General features: G+C 70.4%; 18 protein-coding genes and 1 other RNA gene. 15 read left to right on the top strand and 4 right to left on the bottom strand.

Going from position 1 to position 19,348, the window contains the following annotated elements; genetic code table 11:
• Positions 1 to 44 precede the first annotated feature (44 nt).
• From AB0H82_RS00140 to AB0H82_RS00155, 4 genes are all read left to right on the top strand, one after another.
• The gene (locus AB0H82_RS00140; RefSeq protein WP_362987080.1) at positions 45 to 1,736 is read left to right on the top strand and encodes a protein kinase; all 1,692 of its coding nucleotides are present in this window, start codon (positions 45 to 47) and stop codon (positions 1,734 to 1,736) included.
• A gap of 120 nt (positions 1,737 to 1,856) precedes the next feature.
• Positions 1,857 to 3,116, top strand: coding sequence for a serine/threonine-protein kinase (locus AB0H82_RS00145; protein ID WP_362987082.1), 1,260 nt, complete (start codon positions 1,857 to 1,859; stop codon positions 3,114 to 3,116).
• Positions 3,117 to 3,300: 184 nt separating this feature from the next.
• The gene (gene prfB / locus AB0H82_RS00150) at positions 3,301 to 4,407 is read left to right on the top strand and encodes a peptide chain release factor 2 (protein WP_362987084.1); all 1,107 of its coding nucleotides are present in this window, start codon (positions 3,301 to 3,303) and stop codon (positions 4,405 to 4,407) included.
• A gap of 300 nt (positions 4,408 to 4,707) precedes the next feature.
• Positions 4,708 to 5,388 (top strand): LPXTG cell wall anchor domain-containing protein, encoded by a 681-nt coding sequence (locus AB0H82_RS00155; protein ID WP_362987086.1) that lies wholly within the window; start codon positions 4,708 to 4,710, stop codon positions 5,386 to 5,388.
• 194 nt (positions 5,389 to 5,582) lie between these two features.
• On the opposite strand, the gene AB0H82_RS00160 is transcribed toward AB0H82_RS00155, so the two are convergent.
• Entirely contained in the window at positions 5,583 to 5,774 is a 192-nt protein-coding gene (locus AB0H82_RS00160) for a hypothetical protein (protein WP_362987089.1), read from the bottom strand.
• Positions 5,775 to 6,002: 228 nt separating this feature from the next.
• Between AB0H82_RS00160 and ftsE the strand changes: the two genes are divergently transcribed.
• From ftsE to dacB, 6 genes are all read left to right on the top strand, one after another.
• Positions 6,003 to 6,692: a cell division ATP-binding protein FtsE gene (gene ftsE, locus AB0H82_RS00165; protein WP_055569411.1), complete on the top strand. Its 690-nt coding sequence runs from the start codon at positions 6,003 to 6,005 to the stop codon at positions 6,690 to 6,692.
• Between the two features lie 52 nt (positions 6,693 to 6,744).
• Positions 6,745 to 7,662 carry a permease-like cell division protein FtsX gene (ftsX, locus tag AB0H82_RS00170; RefSeq protein ID WP_362987091.1) on the top strand — a complete coding sequence of 306 codons (918 nt, stop codon included), beginning with the start codon at positions 6,745 to 6,747 and terminating at the stop codon, positions 7,660 to 7,662.
• Between the two features lie 78 nt (positions 7,663 to 7,740).
• The gene (locus AB0H82_RS00175) at positions 7,741 to 8,955 is read left to right on the top strand and encodes a S41 family peptidase (RefSeq protein WP_362987093.1); all 1,215 of its coding nucleotides are present in this window, start codon (positions 7,741 to 7,743) and stop codon (positions 8,953 to 8,955) included.
• 18 nt (positions 8,956 to 8,973) lie between these two features.
• Positions 8,974 to 9,495, top strand: a complete 522-nt coding sequence (gene smpB / locus AB0H82_RS00180; protein ID WP_362987095.1) for an SsrA-binding protein SmpB — start codon at positions 8,974 to 8,976, stop codon at positions 9,493 to 9,495.
• A 144-nt stretch (positions 9,496 to 9,639) separates the two neighbouring features.
• Positions 9,640 to 10,009: a transfer-messenger RNA gene (ssrA, locus tag AB0H82_RS00185) on the top strand.
• Between the two features lie 81 nt (positions 10,010 to 10,090).
• Complete coding sequence (gene dacB, locus AB0H82_RS00190; protein WP_362987097.1) at positions 10,091 to 11,674, top strand: D-alanyl-D-alanine carboxypeptidase/D-alanyl-D-alanine-endopeptidase; 1,584 nt, start codon at positions 10,091 to 10,093, stop codon at positions 11,672 to 11,674.
• On the opposite strand, the gene AB0H82_RS00195 is transcribed toward dacB, so the two are convergent.
• A complete protein-coding gene (locus AB0H82_RS00195) occupies positions 11,595 to 12,839 on the bottom strand; it encodes an MFS transporter (RefSeq protein WP_362987099.1) in 1,245 nt (414 codons plus the stop codon). The genes dacB and AB0H82_RS00195 overlap by 80 nt on opposite strands.
• A gap of 158 nt (positions 12,840 to 12,997) precedes the next feature.
• On the opposite strand from AB0H82_RS00195, the gene AB0H82_RS00200 reads away from it, so the two are divergent.
• Positions 12,998 to 13,951: a LysR family transcriptional regulator gene (locus AB0H82_RS00200; protein WP_362987689.1), complete on the top strand. Its 954-nt coding sequence runs from the start codon at positions 12,998 to 13,000 to the stop codon at positions 13,949 to 13,951.
• Between the two features lie 358 nt (positions 13,952 to 14,309).
• Positions 14,310 to 14,909, top strand: a complete 600-nt coding sequence (locus tag AB0H82_RS00205) for a hypothetical protein (protein WP_362987101.1) — start codon at positions 14,310 to 14,312, stop codon at positions 14,907 to 14,909.
• Positions 14,910 to 14,931: 22 nt separating this feature from the next.
• On the opposite strand, the gene AB0H82_RS00210 is transcribed toward AB0H82_RS00205, so the two are convergent.
• Together AB0H82_RS00210 and AB0H82_RS00215 are read right to left on the bottom strand one after the other, a co-directional pair.
• Positions 14,932 to 15,579 (bottom strand): NAD(P)H-binding protein, encoded by a 648-nt coding sequence (locus AB0H82_RS00210; RefSeq protein WP_362987103.1) that lies wholly within the window; start codon positions 15,577 to 15,579, stop codon positions 14,932 to 14,934.
• A 48-nt stretch (positions 15,580 to 15,627) separates the two neighbouring features.
• Positions 15,628 to 16,722: an EamA family transporter gene (locus AB0H82_RS00215; RefSeq protein WP_362987105.1), complete on the bottom strand. Its 1,095-nt coding sequence runs from the start codon at positions 16,720 to 16,722 to the stop codon at positions 15,628 to 15,630.
• 160 nt (positions 16,723 to 16,882) lie between these two features.
• Between AB0H82_RS00215 and AB0H82_RS00220 the strand changes: the two genes are divergently transcribed.
• From AB0H82_RS00220 to AB0H82_RS00230, 3 genes are all read left to right on the top strand, one after another.
• Entirely contained in the window at positions 16,883 to 17,428 is a 546-nt protein-coding gene (locus AB0H82_RS00220; protein WP_362987106.1) for a MarR family transcriptional regulator, read from the top strand.
• Positions 17,429 to 17,512: 84 nt separating this feature from the next.
• Complete coding sequence (locus tag AB0H82_RS00225; protein ID WP_362987108.1) at positions 17,513 to 18,175, top strand: hypothetical protein; 663 nt, start codon at positions 17,513 to 17,515, stop codon at positions 18,173 to 18,175.
• Complete coding sequence (locus AB0H82_RS00230; protein ID WP_362987110.1) at positions 18,172 to 19,206, top strand: hypothetical protein; 1,035 nt, start codon at positions 18,172 to 18,174, stop codon at positions 19,204 to 19,206. The genes AB0H82_RS00225 and AB0H82_RS00230 overlap by 4 nt, the downstream gene beginning before the upstream one ends.
• Positions 19,207 to 19,348: the final 142 nt, after the last annotated feature.

The raw sequence follows: 19,348 nt of genomic DNA on the forward strand, positions 1-19,348 counted from the left end.
CACCGTCCGGACGGGACCAGCGAGACCAGCAGGGAGCGCATGACGTGCGGCCGGTAGGCAGCAAGTACCTGCTCGAGGAGCCGCTCGGGCGCGGCGCCACGGGCACCGTCTGGCGAGCCCGCCAGCGGGAGACCGCGGGCGCCGAGGCGGCCGTTCCCGGCCAGCCCGGCGAGACCGTCGCGATCAAGGTCCTCAAGGAAGAGCTCGCCAACGACGCGGACGTCGTGATGCGCTTCCTCAGGGAGCGGTCCGTCCTGCTCAGGCTCACGCACGAGAACATCGTCCGCACGCGTGACCTGGTCGTCGAGGGTGACCTCCTCGCCCTGGTCATGGACCTGGTGGACGGCCCCGACCTGCACCGCTACCTCCGCGAGAACGGCCCGTTCACGCCGGTCGCGGCGGCCCTGCTGACCGCCCAGATCGCCGACGCGCTGGCCGCGAGCCACGCCGACGGCGTCGTGCACCGCGACCTGAAGCCGGCGAACGTCCTGCTCAAGCAGGACGCCCAGGGCATGCACCCGATGCTCACCGACTTCGGCATCGCACGCCTCGCGGACTCCCCGGGCCTGACCCGCACCCACGAATTCGTCGGCACGCCCGCGTACGTCGCGCCGGAGTCCGCCGAGGGCCGCCCGCAGACCAGCGCCGTGGACATCTACGGCGCGGGCATCCTGCTGTACGAGCTCGTCACCGGCCGCCCGCCGTTCTCCGGCGGCTCCGCCCTCGAAGTCCTGCACCAGCACCTCAGCGCCGAGCCGCGCCGCCCCTCGACCGTCCCCGACCCGCTGTGGACGGTCATCGAGCGCTGCCTCGACAAGAACCCGGACCGCCGCCCCAGCGCCGAGAACCTCGCCCGCGGCCTGCGCGCCGTCGCCGAGGGTGTCGGCGTGCACTCCACCCCGGCGCAGATCGCCGCCGCGGAGGGTGTGGGCGCGCTCCTCATGCCGGACCCGTCGCCGGCGCACGTGCCGGGGACCCCGGGCGCGGCCGACCCCACACAGGTGCTGCCGAGCAACGCGGGTTCGTACGATCCGAATGCCGCGACCAGCGTCATGCAGAGCACCGGCGGCCACACCCCCGGCTCCCCGGACGCCGACCCGACCTCCGTGCTGCCGAACAACCGCGGCGGCAACGCCGACCCGACCGCGGTCATGCCGCCCGTCCCGCCGAACGGCCCGGGGACGGACCCGAACGACCCGCACCCCTGGCAGAGCCAGATGGCCGCGGCCCGCGACCGCAACGAACAGACCCAGTACCAGGCCTACCTGGACCCCGAGCAGGACCCGCTGCGCCGCCGCCCCCAGCGCCAGGTCGCCCGGCCCCAGCAGCAGCCGCAGCAGCACCCCCAGCAGTACGCGCCGCAGCAGCCGCGCGGGCAGCGCCAGCAGCGCCCGCAGCAGTACGCGCCCGCGCCGCACCAGCCCCAGCACCAGCCTCAGCAGTACGCCGCGCCCCCGCAGGCGCCGCAGCCCCAGCAGCCCGCCCCGCGTCCCGCCCGGGAGCCGCGCGAACCGCGTCAGCCCAGGCAGCGCAGCGCCAACCCGATGAAGATCCCGGGCCTCGGCTGCCTCAAGGGCTGCCTGTTCACGATCGTCATCCTCTTCGTGGCGAGCTGGCTGGTCTGGGAGTTCAGCCCTCTCCAGGACTGGATCGGTACGACGAAGGGGTACTGGGAGCAGCTGACGGACTGGTACAACACGGTCAGCGACTGGATGGGCAAGATCGGCGGCAAGTAGCGCGCGCTCGGGCGGCTCTGTGGATTTGTCGACATCTGCAGGGTGAAATCCGCTCCCGGAGTGAAGGTTGGCGGCAAGGCCGCGTAGTTTTGTCGCCAACACGCATCCGTAGGAGCAGTCTTGACGCGCAAGATCGGCAGCCGGTACACCGCCCACCAGATCCTGGGCCGTGGCAGCGCCGGCACGGTGTGGCTGGGCGAGGGCCCCGAGGGCCCCGTCGCCATCAAGCTGCTGCGCGAGGACCTGGCGTCCGACCAGGAACTCGTCGGCCGCTTCGTCCAGGAGCGCACGGCGCTGCTCAGCCTCGACCACGCGCGCGTGGTGGGCGTCCACGACCTGGTCGTCGACGGCAACGACCTCGCCCTCGTCATGGACCTCGTCCGCGGCACGGACCTGCGCACCCGCCTGGAGCGTGAGCGGCGCATGGCCCCCGAGGCCGCCGTCGCCATCGTCGCGGACGTCGCCGACGGCCTTGCCGCCGCGCACGCCGCGGGCATCGTCCACCGCGACGTCAAGCCCGAGAACGTCCTCCTGGACATGCAGGGCCCCCTCGGCCCCGGCGGCGCGCACCCCGCCCTCCTCACGGACTTCGGCGTCGCCAAGCTGATCGACTCCCCGCGCAGGACCCGCGCGACGAAGATCATCGGTACGCCGGACTACCTCGCCCCCGAGATCGTCGAGGGCCTGCCCCCGCGCGCGGCCGTCGACATCTACGCCCTCGCCACGGTCCTCTACGAACTTCTCGCCGGCTTCACCCCCTTCGGCGGCGGCCACCCCGGCGCGGTGCTGCGCCGCCACGTCACCGAGACGGTGGTCCCGCTCCCCGGCATCCCCGAGGAGCTCTGGCAGCTCCTCGTCCAGTGCCTGGCCAAGGCGCCCGCGTCCCGGCTGCGCGCCTCCGAGCTGGCGACGCGCCTGCGGGAGCTGCTTCCGCTGGTCGCGGGCATGCCGCCGCTGGACGTCGACGAACCGGACACGGAGTCGGAGCAGGCCGAGGAGGCCTACGAGAACTCCGCCTCCGCCTCCCCGTCCACCCCCGAGCCCCGTGAGACGGCTCCCCGGCGGGGCGCCGTCCCCCTCGTCCCCGGCTCGGCCTCCGCCGACTCCAACCGCGACACCCACACGTCCATGCGGGTGCCCGGCCCCGACGAGCTGGCCGGCGGCGCCCGCGGCACGGCCCGCGCCCCCCGCGCCGCAGGCGCCGCCCGCCCCGGCTCCGCCAAGCACCGCTCCTCGACCCGCCGCCGCAGGATCACCCTGGGCGTGGCAGGAGCGGTCCTGATCGCCGCAGCAGGCATCGGCACCTGGGCGGCCACCAACAGCGACGCCGCCGACACACCCCCCACGGACAGCGGAAACTCAGCACCTCCGGCCCCGTAGAGCCCCCAAGCCCCTACGGCACCGTGCGGTGCGGGGTAAACGGGTGGGTGGGAAGCATCCGCCGCGAAGCGGCGGTCCAGGCACCGCCCCACAGGCGGCAGGCCGACAAGAGACCTCACCGCCACAGAGCCTCGCGAGCCCCGCCCCGGACCGGGGCGCTTGCCGCAGCCGTTACGCTGGAGTCGTGGCAGTCGTCGATGTATCCGAAGAGCTCAAGTCCCTCTCCTCGACCATGGAGTCGATCGAGGCCGTCCTGGACCTCGACAGCATGAGGGCCGATATCGCCGTGCTTGAGGAGCAGGCGGCCGCGCCGTCCCTGTGGGACGACCCGGATGCGGCGCAGAAGATCACCAGCAAGCTGAGCCACCTCCAGGCGGAGGTGCGGAAGGCCGAGGCGCTCCGTGGGCGCATCGACGACCTCAGCGTGCTCTTCGAGATGGCCGAGGAGGAGGACGACTCGGACACCCGTGCCGAGGCCGAGTCCGAGCTCACCGCCGTCAAGAAGGCGCTGGACGAGATGGAGGTCAGGACCCTCCTCTCCGGGGAGTACGACGCCCGTGAGGCCGTCGTCACCATCCGCGCGGAGGCCGGCGGCGTCGACGCCTCCGACTTCGCCGAGAAGCTCCAGCGCATGTACCTGCGCTGGGCCGAGCGCCACGGCTACAAGACAGAGCTCTACGAGACGTCGTACGCGGAAGAGGCCGGCATCAAGTCGACCACCTTCGCCGTCAACGTCCCGTACGCGTACGGGACGCTCTCCGTCGAGCAGGGCACCCACCGCCTCGTGCGCATCTCGCCCTTCGACAACCAGGGCCGCCGCCAGACCTCCTTCGCCGGCGTCGAGATCCTCCCGGTCGTCGAGCAGACCGACCACATCGAGATCGACGAGAGCGAGCTGCGCGTCGACGTGTACCGCTCCTCGGGCCCCGGCGGCCAGGGCGTCAACACCACCGACTCCGCGGTCCGGCTGACCCACCTGCCGACCGGCATCGTCGTCTCCTGCCAGAACGAGCGCTCGCAGATCCAGAACAAGGCGACCGCGATGAACGTCCTCCAGGCGAAGCTCCTGGAGCGCCGCCGCCAGGAGGAGCAGGCGAAGATGAACGCCCTCAAGGGCGACGGCGGCAACTCGTGGGGCAACCAGATGCGTTCGTACGTCCTGCACCCGTACCAGATGGTGAAGGACCTGCGGACGGAGTTCGAGGTCGGCAACCCCGAGTCCGTTTTCAACGGCGAGATCGACGGTTTCCTGGAGGCCGGAATTCGCTGGCGCAAGCAGCAGGAGAAGTAAAAGCCACCGGAAACGGCTTTATCGACAAGGCAACTGCTGCCTCAGAGGCGGCAGTTGCCTTTTGCGTCACAGTCAGATGTCCGTACGACGGTCAACTCCCCCAATTTCGGACATCGCGCCCGCAACGACCTTGACGCTGCTGTGAAAAGTGGAAAGGCTAGCGCGCGGCGTGCGTATTTCTGGGGCGCGTGGGATCCGTGGGGGCCGAAGGCCGATGCTGATGGCTGATCGAACGCCCCCGGCGAACGCAGCCCCGGACGCTGCCTCACTGACGATTCAGCTACTGGGGGTAGCAACCAGATGACGAAGAAGACGCGGATCCGTGTCGCGCGAATAGCTGCCGGCGCGGTGATCGCCGCCGGTGCCTCGCTGACCGCCGCGGGTGCCGCCTCGGCCCTCGACGTCGGTGTCGAGCTCGGCGGGGTGGGCGCCGGCGCTCACGCCGACGAGAGCGGCGTGGGCGTGGACGTGGACCTGGACCCGGCCGACGACCCGGCCCCGGGCGACCCCGAGGACCCCTCGGACCCGCCGGAGCCCACCGAGGAGCCCACGGAGCCGACCGAGGAGCCGACGGACCCGGAGATCCCGACCGAGGAGCCCACGGACCCCGAGATCCCGACCGAGGACCCCACCACCGACCCCACCGACCCGGGTGACGGGAACGGCAACGGCAACGGTGGCAACAACGGCCACGGCAACGGCGGTGGCGGCGACAACGGCGGCAACGACGCCGGCCCCGACGGCGGCGGCTCCGTCCCCGTCGAGCAGGGCAAGGGCAAGGACAGCCTGACCGACACCGGCTCCCAGCCGGTCGAGCAGGGCGGCAACAACGCCCAGCCGGCGGCCGACAAGGGCGAGCTGGCCGAGACCGGCGCCGCCGAGACCACGTTCCTGCTGATCGGCGCCGCGACGATGATCGCCGGCGGCATCGGCTTCCGCGTCCTGCCGCGCCTCGTCGGCAACCGCGGCGCGGCTGCCTGATCCACGCCGAGCCGTACGGCACGTACGGACACGTACGCGTGAATGACACGTACGCGTGAAAGAAGGGCCCGGAGCTCAGTGAAGCTCCGGGCCCTTCTTCATGCGTACGTGTCGTGACGCTCCGTACTCGACCGACTCGCCCTACTCGACGTACTCGCCCTGTGCCTTGTGCCGCCCCCACAGGGGCTGACGCTCTACGCGGTCTGCTGCGCCAGCAGCACGACCGCCGCGATCAACACGACGAGCAGCGCTATCAGTGCCGCGGGATTGAGCCCGGCGAAGGGCCCTTCCTGCTGCAGACGCTCGCGATTGGCCCGGCACACGGGGCAGCGGCCTTCATTCACGGGCGCTGCGCAGTTCGCGCATACCAACCGATCCAGGGTCATGCGCTTCTCCTCCCGCACAGTCTCAGCCTGCCCAACGCTACGGGGAACTCAATCGTTCCCCCTACCACTGTGCCAGCTTCCGCGGATTTCGGCGCGGCCCGCCCCTTCGCCACGATTTCCGCCCCGTACTTCCGTGACAATCCGCGCAACTCAGGACGCCGACTGCGCGCGCGTACCGGCTTCGCGTATGGTCACGCTCACCTACCCCCGGCAACCCGTGGTGCATCCGTGATCCGATTCGACAACGTCTCCAAGGCCTATCCGAAGCAGACCCGCCCAGCGCTCAGGGACGTATCCCTGGAGATCGAGAAGGGCGAGTTCGTCTTCCTGGTGGGATCCTCCGGCTCCGGAAAGTCCACTTTCCTGCGGCTCGTCCTGCGCGAGGAGCGCACCAGCCACGGCCAGGTGCACGTCCTCGGCAAGGACCTCGCGCGCCTGTCCAACTGGAAGGTGCCGCACATGCGGCGCCAGCTGGGCACCGTCTTCCAGGACTTCCGCTTGCTGCCCAACAAGACCGTCGGCGAGAACGTCGCCTTCGCGCAGGAGGTCATCGGCAAGTCCCGCGGCGAGATCCGCAAGTCCGTGCCCCAGGTCCTCGATCTCGTGGGCCTCGGCGGCAAGGAGGACCGGATGCCGGGCGAGCTCTCCGGTGGTGAGCAGCAACGCGTCGCGATCGCGCGCGCGTTCGTCAACCGCCCCAAGCTCCTCATCGCCGACGAGCCGACCGGCAACCTCGACCCGCAGACGTCCGTCGGCATCATGAAGCTGCTCGACCGGATCAACCGGACCGGCACGACCGTCGTGATGGCCACCCACGACCAGCAGATCGTGGACCAGATGCGCAAGCGGGTCATCGAGCTGGAGAAGGGCCGTCTCGTGCGCGACCAGTCGCGCGGCGTCTACGGCTACCAGCACTGACACCGTCTCGCCCGACCGCTGTCTGTTCCACCTGATCCACTGAAAGGCCGCCATGCGCGCCCAGTTCGTCCTGTCGGAGATCGGCGTCGGTCTCCGCCGGAATCTCACGATGACCTTCGCGGTCATCGTCTCCGTAGCGCTTTCGCTCGCCCTCTTCGGCGGTTCGCTGCTCATGCGTGACCAGGTGAGCACGATGAAGGGCTACTGGTACGACAAGGTCAACGTCTCGATCTTCCTCTGCAACAAGGCCGACGCCGAGCAGGACCCCAAGTGCGCCAAGGGCGCCGTCACGAACGAGCAGAAGGACCAGATCCTCGGCGATCTGAAGAAGATGCCCGTCGTGGACAAGGTCACGCACGAGTCGGCGGACGAGGCGTACAAGCACTACAAGGAACAGTTCGGCGACTCCCCGCTGTCCAGCTCCCTGACGCCGGACCAGATGCAGGAGTCGTACCGCATCAAGCTGAAGGACCCGGAGAAGTACCAGGTGGTCGCGACCGCCTTCTCCGGGCGTGACGGCGTGCAGTCCGTGCAGGACCAGAAGGGCTATCTCGACAACCTCTTCGGGCTGTTGAACGGCATGAACTGGGCGGCCGTGGCGGTGATGGCGCTGATGCTCGTCGTCGCGCTGATGCTGATCGTCAACACGGTGCGCGTCTCGGCGTTCAGCCGCAGACGCGAGACCGGCATCATGCGGCTGGTCGGCGCGTCCAGCTTCTACATCCAGATGCCGTTCATCATGGAGGCCGCCGTCGCGGGACTCATCGGCGGAGCCGTCGCCTGCGGAATGCTGCTGGTCGGGCGGTACTTCATGATCGACCACGGTCTTGAGCTGTCCGAGAAGATCAACCTGATCAACTTCATCGGCTGGGACGCGGTCCTGGCCAAGTTGCCGCTGGTGCTCGCAATCGGCCTTCTGATGCCCGCGCTTGCCGCGTTCTTCGCGTTGCGCAAGTACCTGAAGGTGTGACAAGAGCCGCCAGGGCGTGAGGGCGTCGTACGGTTCAACCAACCGTACGGCGCCCTTCGTTGTCCTAGACTCACCGTCATGTCAGGCCTCGTCCGGTTCGCCGACCGGTTGTCCCGGCCCCGCCGCATCCGCCGCGGGGCGACCCTGACATTGGTCTTCGCGAGCGTCCTCGTCACGGGCGCCGCCACCGGCTCCTGGAGCGACACCGCGGACGACGGCCGAAATCCCCCTCCTCCTTCGGCACGTCCGGGCGTGCTCGCCTCTTCGGAGCGCGCCGACGGCCCCGGCGACCCCGCAGACACCGCCGAGGAAGCCGCCGACGCCGCCGCGGAGGCCATGGCCGACGGGAAGTCCGCCACGAAGGCCGCCGAGGAGGCCGTCAGCCGCAGCGGGGACCGCTGGGGGTCGGTGTACTCGCCGGGGGAGTACCAGGAGTTCGAGAAGGCCCTCGGCGGCGGGTACACGGGCGTCGGGCTGTGGGCCCGGCGCGCGGCCGACGGGCGCATCGAGGTCTCCCGGGTCCAGCGGGACGGGCCGGCGGACCGGGCCGGGCTCCGCGAGGGCGACCGGCTGCGCACCGTCGACGGCAAGCGCGTGACGGGCCGGCCCGTCACGGAGGTCCTCGCCCTGCTGCGCGGCGACCGCGCGGGCACCCCGGTGACCCTCGGCGTGGAGCGCGGCACGCGCGCGTGGCGCGAGACGGTGCGCAGGGCCCACCTCTCCACGGACCCCGTCACGGTCAGCGAGCTGCCCAGCGGCGCCGTCCTGATCAAGGTCGCGGCGTTCACCAAGGACTCCGGAGAGGCCGTGCGGACCGCCGTGCGCGAGGCCCCCGAGGACGCGGGGATCATGCTCGACCTGCGTGGCAACTCCGGAGGCCTCGTGTCGGAGGCGGTCACCGCCGCGTCCGCGCTGGTCGACGGCGGCCTCGTCGCGACGTATGACGTACGGGGTGAGGAGAAGGCGCTCCACGCCGAGCGGGGCGGCGACACGGACAGACCCGTGGTCGCGCTCGTCGACGGCGGCACGATGAGCGCGGCCGAGCTCCTCACGGGCGCACTCCAGGACCGCGGCCGCGCGGTCGTGGTGGGGTCGAGGACCTTCGGCAAGGGCGCGGTCCAGATGCCGAGCCGCCTGCCCGACGGCTCCGTCGCCGAGCTGACCGTCGGCCACTACCGCACCCCTTCGGGGCGGGCCGTCGACGGCCGGGGCATCACCCCGGACCTGGAGGCCGACGAGCGGGCCGAGGAGCGGGCCGAGACAGTATTGACTGGCCTCGGACCCCCCTCGTAGTGCGAAAATGGCCGGACTATGGCGAAGGAAAAGGTAAAGCGCAAGGCCGCGAAGGCCAATGAGAAGGCCCCCGCCCGGAAGATGGTCGCGCAGAACAAGAAGGCGCGGCACGACTACCACATCCTGGACACCTACGAGTGCGGCCTGGTGCTGATGGGCACCGAGGTCAAGTCGCTGCGTCTCGGCCGGGCCTCCCTGGTGGACGGCTTCGTGCACATCGACCACGGCGAGGCCTGGCTGCACAACATCCACGTCCCGGAGTACGTGCAGGGCACCTGGACCAACCACTCCGCCACGCGGAAGCGGAAGCTCCTGCTGCACCGGGCCGAGATCGACAAGCTGGAGTCCAAGTCCAAGGAGACGGGTCACACGATCGTGCCCCTCGCCCTGTACTTCAAGGACAGCCGGGTCAAGGTCGAGATCGCGCTGGCCAAGGGCAAGAAGGAGTTCGACAAGCGGCAGACGCTCCGCGAGAAGCAGGACACCCGTGAGACCAACCGCGCGATCTCGGCGGTGCGGCGGCGCCAGGGGATCGGCTAGCCCCCGGTCGCGAGGTCCGCGGAATAGGCTGGCACCGTCGTGCGTTGGTCACGTACGATGGGTCTTGCTCCGCCGGTGACGGGGCAGGACGGACCGAAGATCCACTGTGAGGTGGTTCGGATGGTCCATTTGAAAAATCAACATGGGGATGATCGGTTTCGACAGCGGATGTCGAAGCAGGGGAAGCGTGTCGAGGAAGCGGCAATGATCTCGTAAACCATATGTCGCAAAAAATAATCGCCAACACCAAGCGCGATTCCTTCGCCCTCGCTGCCTAAGTAGCGACTTGCGAAGTGTCAGCCCGGGGCTGTTCCCGACCCGGATCCTGGCATCAGCTAGGGAACTAAACTTCTAGGCCCGGTCACGGGACCTAGGAGGAAATCAAACAGTGACTGGGCCCGTCGGCGACTTGTTCGCGTGATCGCCGGGGCCGAGAAAATCGCAGCGAACTGCACACGGAGAAGCCCTGATTCTGCACCGTTGGACGCGGGTTCGATTCCCGCCATCTCCACAATTCCCATGTGAGGCTGAAGCCCTCTGGCCCTCCGGCCAGGGGGCTTCTGTCATGCCCCGGGGGCTGTCATGCTCCGGGGTCATGAGTAGACCCGTGAGACGCGTCACCATCCGTATGCGCCACTGGATCTGGCCCGCCGTGCTCGCCGTCGCGGCGGCCGGGCTCGCCGTCGGCTCACCGGCCGGGGCGGACGCCGACCGGTCGGGGCTCCCCGAGGCCATCGACACCATCCTGGGCGACCCGCGCATGGAGGGCGGCGTCGCCAGTGTCGTCGTCGCCGACTCCGCGTCCGGCGACGTCCTGTACCAGCACCGCTCCAGCGGGCGCCTGATGCCCGCCTCCAACACCAAGCTGCTCACCTCGGCCGCGGCCATGGAACTCCTCGGCCCCGGCCACCGGTTCACCACCGACGTCCTCTCCACGGCAACGCGGCGCGGCCCCGTGCTCCAAGGAGACCTGTACCTGCGCGGCACAGGCGACCCCACGACGCTCGCCAAGGACTACGACCGACTCGCCGCGAAGATCGCCGACTCGGGGATCCGGCGGGTCTCGGGACGGCTGGTCGCCGACGACACCCGCTTCGACAGCAAGCGCATCGGCGATGCGTGGAGCGGCGACGACGAGTCCGCGTACTACGCCGCGCAGATCAGCGCCCTGAGCGTCGCCCCCGACACCGACTACGACACCGGCACGGTGATCGTCGAGGTCGCGCCCGGGGCGCGGGCCGGGGACAAGCCGCGCGTCAGCGTGGTGCCGAAGACCGACTACGTAGACATCGATCTGCGCGCGACCACCGTCGCAGACACCGTCGCCGTGGAGCGGCAGCACGGCAGCAACACCATCACCGTCAGCGGCACCGTCCCGGTCGGCGGGGACACCACCAAGGAGTGGGTCACCGTCTGGGAGCCCACCGGGTACGCGGCCGCCGTCTTCCGCGACGCGCTCGCCGCCCACGGCGTGCGGGTGAGCGGCCCGACCAGGGCCGGCATCGCCACACCGAAGCGCGCCCGGCAGCTCGCCTCGCACGCCTCCATGCCGCTCAAGGACCTCATGGTCCCGTTCATGAAGCTCTCCAACAACATGCACGCGGAGAGCCTCACCAAGGCCATGGGCCACAAGGCGACCGGGCGGCCCGGGAGTTGGGGCGACGGCATCGCGGCGATCAACGGCTATCTGAAGACCGCCGGTGTCGACCCGGGCAAGCTGCGCCAGGTCGACGGCTCCGGCCTCTCGCGCAAGGACAACGCCGCCGCGGAGCAGTACATCAAGCTGCTGCGTTCGGTGAAGGCCGAGCCGTGGTTCGCGGACTGGCACGCGTCCCTTCCGGTGGCCTGCGGCCCCGGCAAGTCCGTCGGCGGCACCCTGCGCTCGCGGATGTGCGGCACTCCGGCGGCCCTCAACGTCACCGCCAAGACGGGAACGCTGACAGGAGCGTCCGCCCTCTCCGGCTACGTCAAGGACAAGGACGGACGCGAGCTGGTCTTCAGCGTCATCCTCAACAACCACCTGGCCTCCTCCGTGAAGCCCGTCGAGGACGCGATCATGGTGACCCTCGCCTCCTCCACCGAGGACGAGGCCGTCCTGGTCACGCCGCGTTCGACGCGCGCGGCCGAGCGGGACGGCGGCGACCTGGAGTGCTCGTGGCGCAAGCCTGTGCGCTGCTGACCAGCAGGGCGCAGCAGGCGGCGGCGACCGGCACCCCGTAACCCGCGGCGGTGCCCAGGTGCTCCACCGCCCAGCCGCCGCCTGCCGCGCCGCAGGCGATGCCCCCGAGGAGACCGGTCACGGCGAGGGTCATGCCCTCGTTCAGCCGCCCCTCGGGGGTGCGGTGCTGGACGAGCGTCATGGCGGTGACCATCGTGGGCGCCGTCGCCATCCCGGCGACGAGCAGCGCTCCGGAGAGGGCGATCAGCGAGCCGGTGGCCACTACGGAGAGCAGCGGCAGCGTCATCAGCGCCGCCATCGCCGCGGCGCACAGCAGGTGACGGCGGCCGAGGGAGCCGCGCGGTTTCACGGCTCCGTAGACGAGGCCCGCCGCGCAGGAACCCGCGGCCTGGAGGGCGAGGACCACGCCCGCGGCGGCCTTGTGCCCCTGCGCGTCCGCGTAGGCGATCGTGACGACTTCGAGGGAGCCGAAGACGGCACCGGTGGCGAGGAAGCCGGTCAGCAGAGCGGGCATCCCGCGCGCGTGGAGCAGCGATGTCATCCCGGAGGATGAGTCCGTACGCCCCTGGGGCGGGGGTTCCGTCGCCCGCTGACCGGCGAACACGAGCACGCCGGTGAGCAGCAGGACCACGCCGATGAGGGTGCCCGCCTGCGGGAAGAGCGAGCCGCACAGGAAGGCGGCGAGGACGGGGCCGAGCATGAAACAGAGCTCGTCGGCGGCCTGCTCGAAGGAGTTGGCGGTGTGCACGGCCCGCGCGTCGCCCTTGAGGAGGTGCGCCCAGCGGGCCCGGGACATGCCGCCCGTGTTGGGCGTCGTGGCGGTGGCGGCGTACGACGCGAACAGCGTCCAGTCGGGCGCTCCGTAGCGTACGCACAGCAGCAGCGAGAGGGAGCCGAGCGCGGCGACGACGGTGGCGGGCACGGCGACGCGCGCCTGCCCGTGGCGGTCGACCAGCCGCGCCGTCCAGGGCGCCACGACGGCGGTCGCCGCGAGGCCGGTCGCGGTGACGGCGCCGGCCAGGGCGTACGAACCGCGGGCGCCGGAGATCATGATGACGGCGCTCACGCTGAACATGCCCATGGGGAGGCGGGCGATGAGGTTGCCGACGGTGAAGGCGGTGGCGCCGGGTATGGCGAAGAGACGGGCGTAGGGGTTGTGGGCCATGGGGCCACCCTCGTCGGGGGTGTCGGATGGCGTCCAACACCTGTTGGGTGCCGATTCACGCATCTGCGTTGTAGGTTCCTGCGGTGACCGAGGAATCAGTGGTACGCAGTGAGCGACGCAGTGAGGTACGCCGCCAGGAATCAGCCGTACGCCGTGATGTGAACCCAAGGCTGCTGCGCGCCTTCGTCGCCGTCGCGGAGGAACTGCACTTCACGCGGGCGGCCCACCGCCTCTATGTCGCGCAACAGGCGCTGAGCCGTGATGTGCACCGCCTTGAGCGGGAGTTGGGGGCCGAGCTCTTCGCACGCACGACGCGGCAGGTCACGCTGACGGCCGACGGCGAGCGGCTGCTGCCGTACGCGCGACGCGTCCTGGCGGCCCAGGACGACCTGGTCGCCGCCGTCGCGGGCGCGGCGCGGCCCCTGCTCGTCGACGTGAACAGCCCCGGCCTGGTCTTCGGGCGCATCCTGGAGCGGGCCCGTGAACTCGCCCCGGACTGCGAGCTGATGGCCCGTTTCGAGAGCGGCCTCACCGGCTCGGCCGCCGAGATCGCCGCAGGACGGCTCGACGTCTCCTTCGGCCGGTTCGCCGGACTCGACCCGGCGCTGCGGGCCGGGCTCGACCAGCAGCCGGTGCGGTACGAGCCGATGGCGGTGCTGCTGCCGACCGGCCACCCGCTGGCGGAGCTCGACGCGGTGCCGCTGGACGCGCTCGCGGGGGAGACCGTGTACGCGGGGGCGGGCAACCCGAAGACGCTGGAGTGGACCGGTCTGGCGCGGCTGCTCTTCGAGGGGCGCGGCATCGGGATTGCGCCGCCGGCGCCGCTCGCCGTCGGTGCCGAGGAGTTCGAGCGGGTCATGGCGAAGAGCCGGAACCCGGTCCTCGCCGTGGTCGACTTCCCGCCCATGCCGGGAGCCGAACTGCGCCCGCTCATCGACCCCGTCCCGCTGTCCCCCGTCTCCCTGGTGTGGCGAAAAGGCCTGACCCACCCGGGTGTTGACGCCCTGCGGTCGGCGGCCGCGGAGCTCGCGGCGGAAGAGGGCTGGCTGGAGAAGCCGGCGGATGGATGGGTGCCCGACGTGGACGTACTCGTCATGACGGGCCGGAGCTGACGCGGCACCCTTGGCCGGGCCAAGGCGTTGCGCGACTGTTACGTGCAACGAGGTGCCCGCAATGACTTGAAATGCCGCCGTAAATACAGGCATTCGGTGCTCGCAGCTCGGTGCGCGCATGGGCAGCACGGGCAACGAGATTCGCACCAGTAAACAACCATCCCACTCGCAGGGGCGGCGCGTAAAGGGCCCTGCGGCGTGCGCCCGCAAAGCATTGCACCTGCCAATAGTTGGGCACTGAAGGACCGTAACGATCTCGACGCGCCCTGGAGCCAACTCCTAAGCTGACGGCTCTTCCCGCTGCTCACGCCGGACGACCGCCGTGCGGCGGGCCCCCCACCTCTGCCAGGAGATTGCTTTGCTTTACAGGAAGACCGCGCTGCGCGCCGCCGCCCCCGTCGCCGTGCTCGCCCTCGCGCTGACCGCCTGCGGTGGCGGCGACGACAAGAAGTCGGAGGACAAGCCGAAGGCCGGCGCCTCCACGTCCCAGAACAAGCCCAAGGAGGAGTCGGCGCTGGCGGCCGGCGAGAGCACCACGGGCAAGGTCAAGGAGGACGAGGCCTTCGTCACGTACGACGTCACCGCCGAGAAGGTCGACGTCGGCACGGAGGCCGAGACCAAGAAGCTGGTCTCGGACCCGAAGAGGGCCAAGGGCCTGGTCACGGCGACCGCCCACATGAAGATCACGCACAAGGGCGGCGCGCCGCTCACGGACACCCCCGACGTCCAGGACACCACGGAGATCTACGCGGACGGCACCCGCGGCGGCCTCCTCATCGGCGCCGCCGAGGACGCGCCGGGCTGCGAGGACGAGCTGGACCTCGAAGGCTGGAAGAAGGGCGAGACCCACGTCCTGTGCGAGACGTACCTGATCCCGAAGGGCTCGAAGTCCATCGAGGTCCGCTGGTCCGCCAAGGAGGACGGCGACCAGGTGAGCTGGAAGTTCGCCGGTAAGTGACGGCTCGGGTGGAGTCGGGGGCTCAGTAGCCGACGGTGAAGCGGGTGCGGTGGGGGCTCGGGTGTTCCGCCTCGTTCAGGAGGGCGATCGCGAAGTCCTCCATGGAGATGGACGAGTTGCCCTCCGCGTCCACCAGTAGCTCGTCCTCGGCCAGGCGGAACTCGCCCGTGCGGGTGCCGGGTTCGAAGAGGGCCGAGGGGCTGATGTAGGTCCAGGGGACCTTCGTGTCCGCGGTGCGGAGTGCGTCGTACTGGGCGTTCGACGCCTCGGCTATGTGGCGCCAGGCCGGCGGGACGTACCTCGGGTCGTCGATGGCGAGGACCCCCTGCGTACCGGGGACCGTCAGGCTGCCCGCGCCGCCGATGACGATGAGGCGTACGCCGTCGGCGCGGGCGAGGCCTGTCAGGAGCGCCTCGGTGATGGCCGGGTGCTCGTGTTCGTGGCCGGGGGCGGGTCTGGTCGCGTTGACCACGACGTCCTGGCCGGCGCTCAACTCGGCGACGCGGTCCGGGCTCCCGGCGTCGCCGGCGCGGTGGGCGGCGCCCGGGTGGAGCTCGCTGAAGCGGGCGGGGTCACGGACGACGGCGGTGACTTCGTGGCCGCGGGCGAGGGCCTCGGTGACGACGCGGCTGCCGGCGTTTCCGGCTGCTCCGAAGACGGTGATGCGCATGGGGTCGGCTCCTTGAGGAAGGTGGTGCGGGGGCGGGCGTGGCGGTGGTTACGCGCGTCGTGCCCGGCCGCGTCGGCCTTCATTGCGCCGGCTTCCGTCGGGCCGGCTTCCGCTGGGTCGGCTTCCGTTGGGCCGGCTCTGGCCGAGCAGCACGCTCGCCAGGACGAGGACCAGGCCGCCCAGCTGCCAGACGGTCAGCGTCTGCCCCAGGAGCAGCAGCCCGGCGAGCGTGGCGACGACCGGGTTGGTCAGGCCGAGGAACGAGACCGAGGAGGCGGGCAGGCGTTCGATGCCGCGGAACCACAGGGCGTACGCGAGGGCCGTGCCGACGATGCCGAGGTAGGCGTACCCGGCGAGATTCGCGCCGGTGAAGTGGTCCGGCAGGCCCTCGGCGGTGAGGGCGATGGGCGCCAGGACCAGCCCGCCCGCGGTCAGCTGCCAGCCGGTGAGGGCGAGCAGGGAGACGCCGGCCGGACGGCCCCACCGCTTGCTGAGCACCACGGCGAGCGCCATCAGCGTGGTGGCCGCCAGCATGGCGAGAATGCCCGCGAGGTCGACCGCGGCGGTGCCGCGCAGGACGAGGAGTGCGACGCCCGCGACGCCGACGAGCCCGGCGGCCAACGTACGACCGGTCGGCCGCACCTTCAGCACCCCGATCCCGAACCCGGCGACCAGCAGCGGCATGACGGCGCTGATCGTCGAGGCGACGCCGCCGGGCAGCCGGTACGCGCCGAAGAAGAGGAGCGGGAAGAACGCTCCGAAGTTGAGGATGCCGAGCACGGCCGCCTTCCACCACCAGTCGCCGCTCGGCAGGCGCCGGGTGAGCGCGAGCAGGATGAGCCCGGCGGGCAGCGCGCGCAGGGCGGCGGCGAGCAACGGGCGGTCCGGGGGCAGGAGTTCGGTGGTCGTGACGTAGGTGGTGCCCCAGGTGGCCGGGCCGATGGCGGCGAGTGCGGCGATGCCGGCGGCGGCTTTGGTGGAGGGGCGGGGGGTGTTGGTGGGCCGCCCGGGGGGCGAGTGGTGTGCCGGGGGCGACGCTGGGCGCTGGGTGGTGCCGGTGGTGCTGGTGCTGCTGGTGCTCGCGGTGGTGGCGCTGGTGCGAGTACCGGTGCCGGTTCCGGTGCCGGTGCTGCCGATGTCCATGATGCCGCTTCCCCTCGTCGATCCCCTCAACGCTGTTATTCTCAACGTTGAGATAAATATGGACCCCGGATCTGTGAGCGTCAAGTATCTGAACGTTGAGAGACTTGCCTCGGGCGGATCCGAGCGCCCCCTGCATGGCGGCAAGAGCGGAGACGACGACATGACCGACGACGACATGACGGACCACGAGACGACCGACCACGACGCCATCGACGAGTTGCGCGCCCAATGGCGCCGCGAGCGCCCCGACCTGGACCTCGCGCACCTGGACGCGATGGCGCTGGTCGGTCGCATCAAGAGGGCCGACCACCTGCTGAGCAAGGGCATGAAGCGGGTGTTCGTCGAGTACGGCCTGGAATTCGCGGAGTTCGACGTCCTCGCCACCCTGCGCCGCGTCGGCGCCCCGCACGAACTGACCGCGGGCGGCCTCCTCAAGACCGCCATGGTGACTTCCGGCGCCATCACCAACCGCCTCGACAAGCTGGAGCGCAAGGGCCTGATCGAACGCCATCCGGACCCGAACGACCGCCGCGCCATCCGCGTCCGCCTCACCGACGCGGGCCGCGACCTGGTCGACCGCGCGGTGGTCGACCACGTCGCGAACGAGGAACACATGCTCGCCGCGCTCACCCCGAAGGACCGCGCCGCCCTCGACGGGGCACTGCGCCGGCTGCTGTTGTCGCTGGGGGACACACATCTGGGGTGAGGGCCGACCTCGACGTGCCCTCGCCTCCCCCGCATGGATAGCTTGGTGCACTCCAGAGAACTCTCGCCCCACCAGGAGCTCACAGTGAACCGCCGACCCGCCCTGCTCACAGCGGCCACCCTGACAGCTGCGGCAGTCTTCTCGCTCTCCGCCTGCGGCGGGGGCAGCGGCGACTCCACGGACAGCGACAAGATCGCGGGCGCTGATGCGGGGGACGCGGCGGAGAAGTCGTCCCCCTCGGCGTCGGCCCCGGCGGACGGGATCGACCGGCCGAAGATCGTCGTGCCGAAGGACGTCAAACTGGAATTCACCCCTGAGACCACGGGTGACGCGAAGACGGACGCCGTACTGCGGGACAACGCCGAGTACTGGCGAGCCATCGTGGAATCGATCGAGAACCAGGACCCGAAGTCGGAGGCTGTCCGGTACTACAGCAAGGGCGCGGGTCTGCTCGGGACGATCGAATGGTCCGGCAACTTCATCAAGAACGACCTGACGCTGGCCGGGACGGTTCGCTTCACCGACCGTGAGGTCAAGTTCAGCAAGGACGGTTCGGCCGGTCTGACCTACTGCTCGGACGAGTCCAAGGGGTTCACGAAGGACCGCAAGACGGGGAAGAAGAACGTCACTCCCGCCGGCAAGGACTCGTACATCCGCTACAACGACCGGCTGCGCAAGAACGCCGACGGCGTGTGGCAGCTGACCAACAGCACGTCGGAGATGGGGAGTGCGCTGTGCCAGCCGTGACCCGGAGGAACGTGCTCGTGGCCGCGCTCGCGGCCTTGGTCATCACCGGCCAGGCGGCACCGCAGGCGTGGGCCGGCTGGACGGACCAGACGGACGGGAAGCAGGCGAAGGGCGGAAAGAACGGCCGCACCATCACCGTCCAGACAAAGGTCCAGACGTCGGTCAACGGCAATACGAGTTCGGCCAGGACCGGCAACCTCTCGTCGGCGGACAGCAATTGGAATCCGCCCGCCTGCTGGTACGAGCCCGCCTTCTCGCCGAAAGAGATCGAGAAGACGGTCAAGGCGTGGCGCGGCTTCGGCGACGGCGTCCCGCTCTTCGACAGCGTCGGGGAGTTCGTCGGCGACTATCTCGACAGCCGCTACAAGAAGGGCAAGCCGTACAAGAACTACAACCTCGACAAGCAGGGCGAGGGCATGTTCTGGGCCGCGGCGGTCAATCCGAACCGCAAGGACGATCCGGAGGCCAGCGCCTGCGACAAGCAGCCCTTCTGGGTCGATGAGGGAGAGACGCCGAAGGAGCCCCTGGCCGTGACTCCCGAGATCCTCGCCGAGTACGCCTACGACGAACTCCCCGTCCCCAGCACCTCCATCAGGATGGCGCCCGAGGGGACGACGAAGGTCAACCTCCCGACCTGGGTCTGGCTGGACAAGGCGAAGTTCAAGAAGGTCTCCGTCACCGCGAGCATCCCGGGGTCGGGACTCTCCGCGACCACGACCGCCGAGCCCGTCTCCCTCTCGATCGACCCGGGGACCGAGGACGCCGAGACGTACCCCGCCTCCGGCGAATGCCCCATCGAGGACGGAAAGATCGGCGCACCCCGCGCCAAGGGCACCCCGGCGGACACGGACCCGCCCTGCGGCGTGAAGTACCTGCGCTCCTCCGGCGACGGCTCGTACAACATCCGGGCCACCGTCACCTGGAAGATCAGCTGGACCAGCACGACCGGCGAGGGCGGCGACCTCCCCGACGGCCGGTTCGGCGCGGACCAGCAGGTCGAGGTCGAAGAGGTGCAGTCCGTCAACCGGTGAGCGGCCAGAGGGGCGTGCGGTCCGCGCCCCTCACCGCCCCACCCCACCCCCCGTGAGAGCAACGTTCCCCGGTGGTCATCGCGCGGCACAAGGTTGAAATGCGGTCTCCTTACGTTCGGGAGTGTCGGCCGGTGTGCGTGGA

This window comes from Streptomyces sp. NPDC050732 (genome assembly GCF_040654255.1).
In the GTDB taxonomy this organism is placed as follows: domain Bacteria; phylum Actinomycetota; class Actinomycetes; order Streptomycetales; family Streptomycetaceae; genus Streptomyces.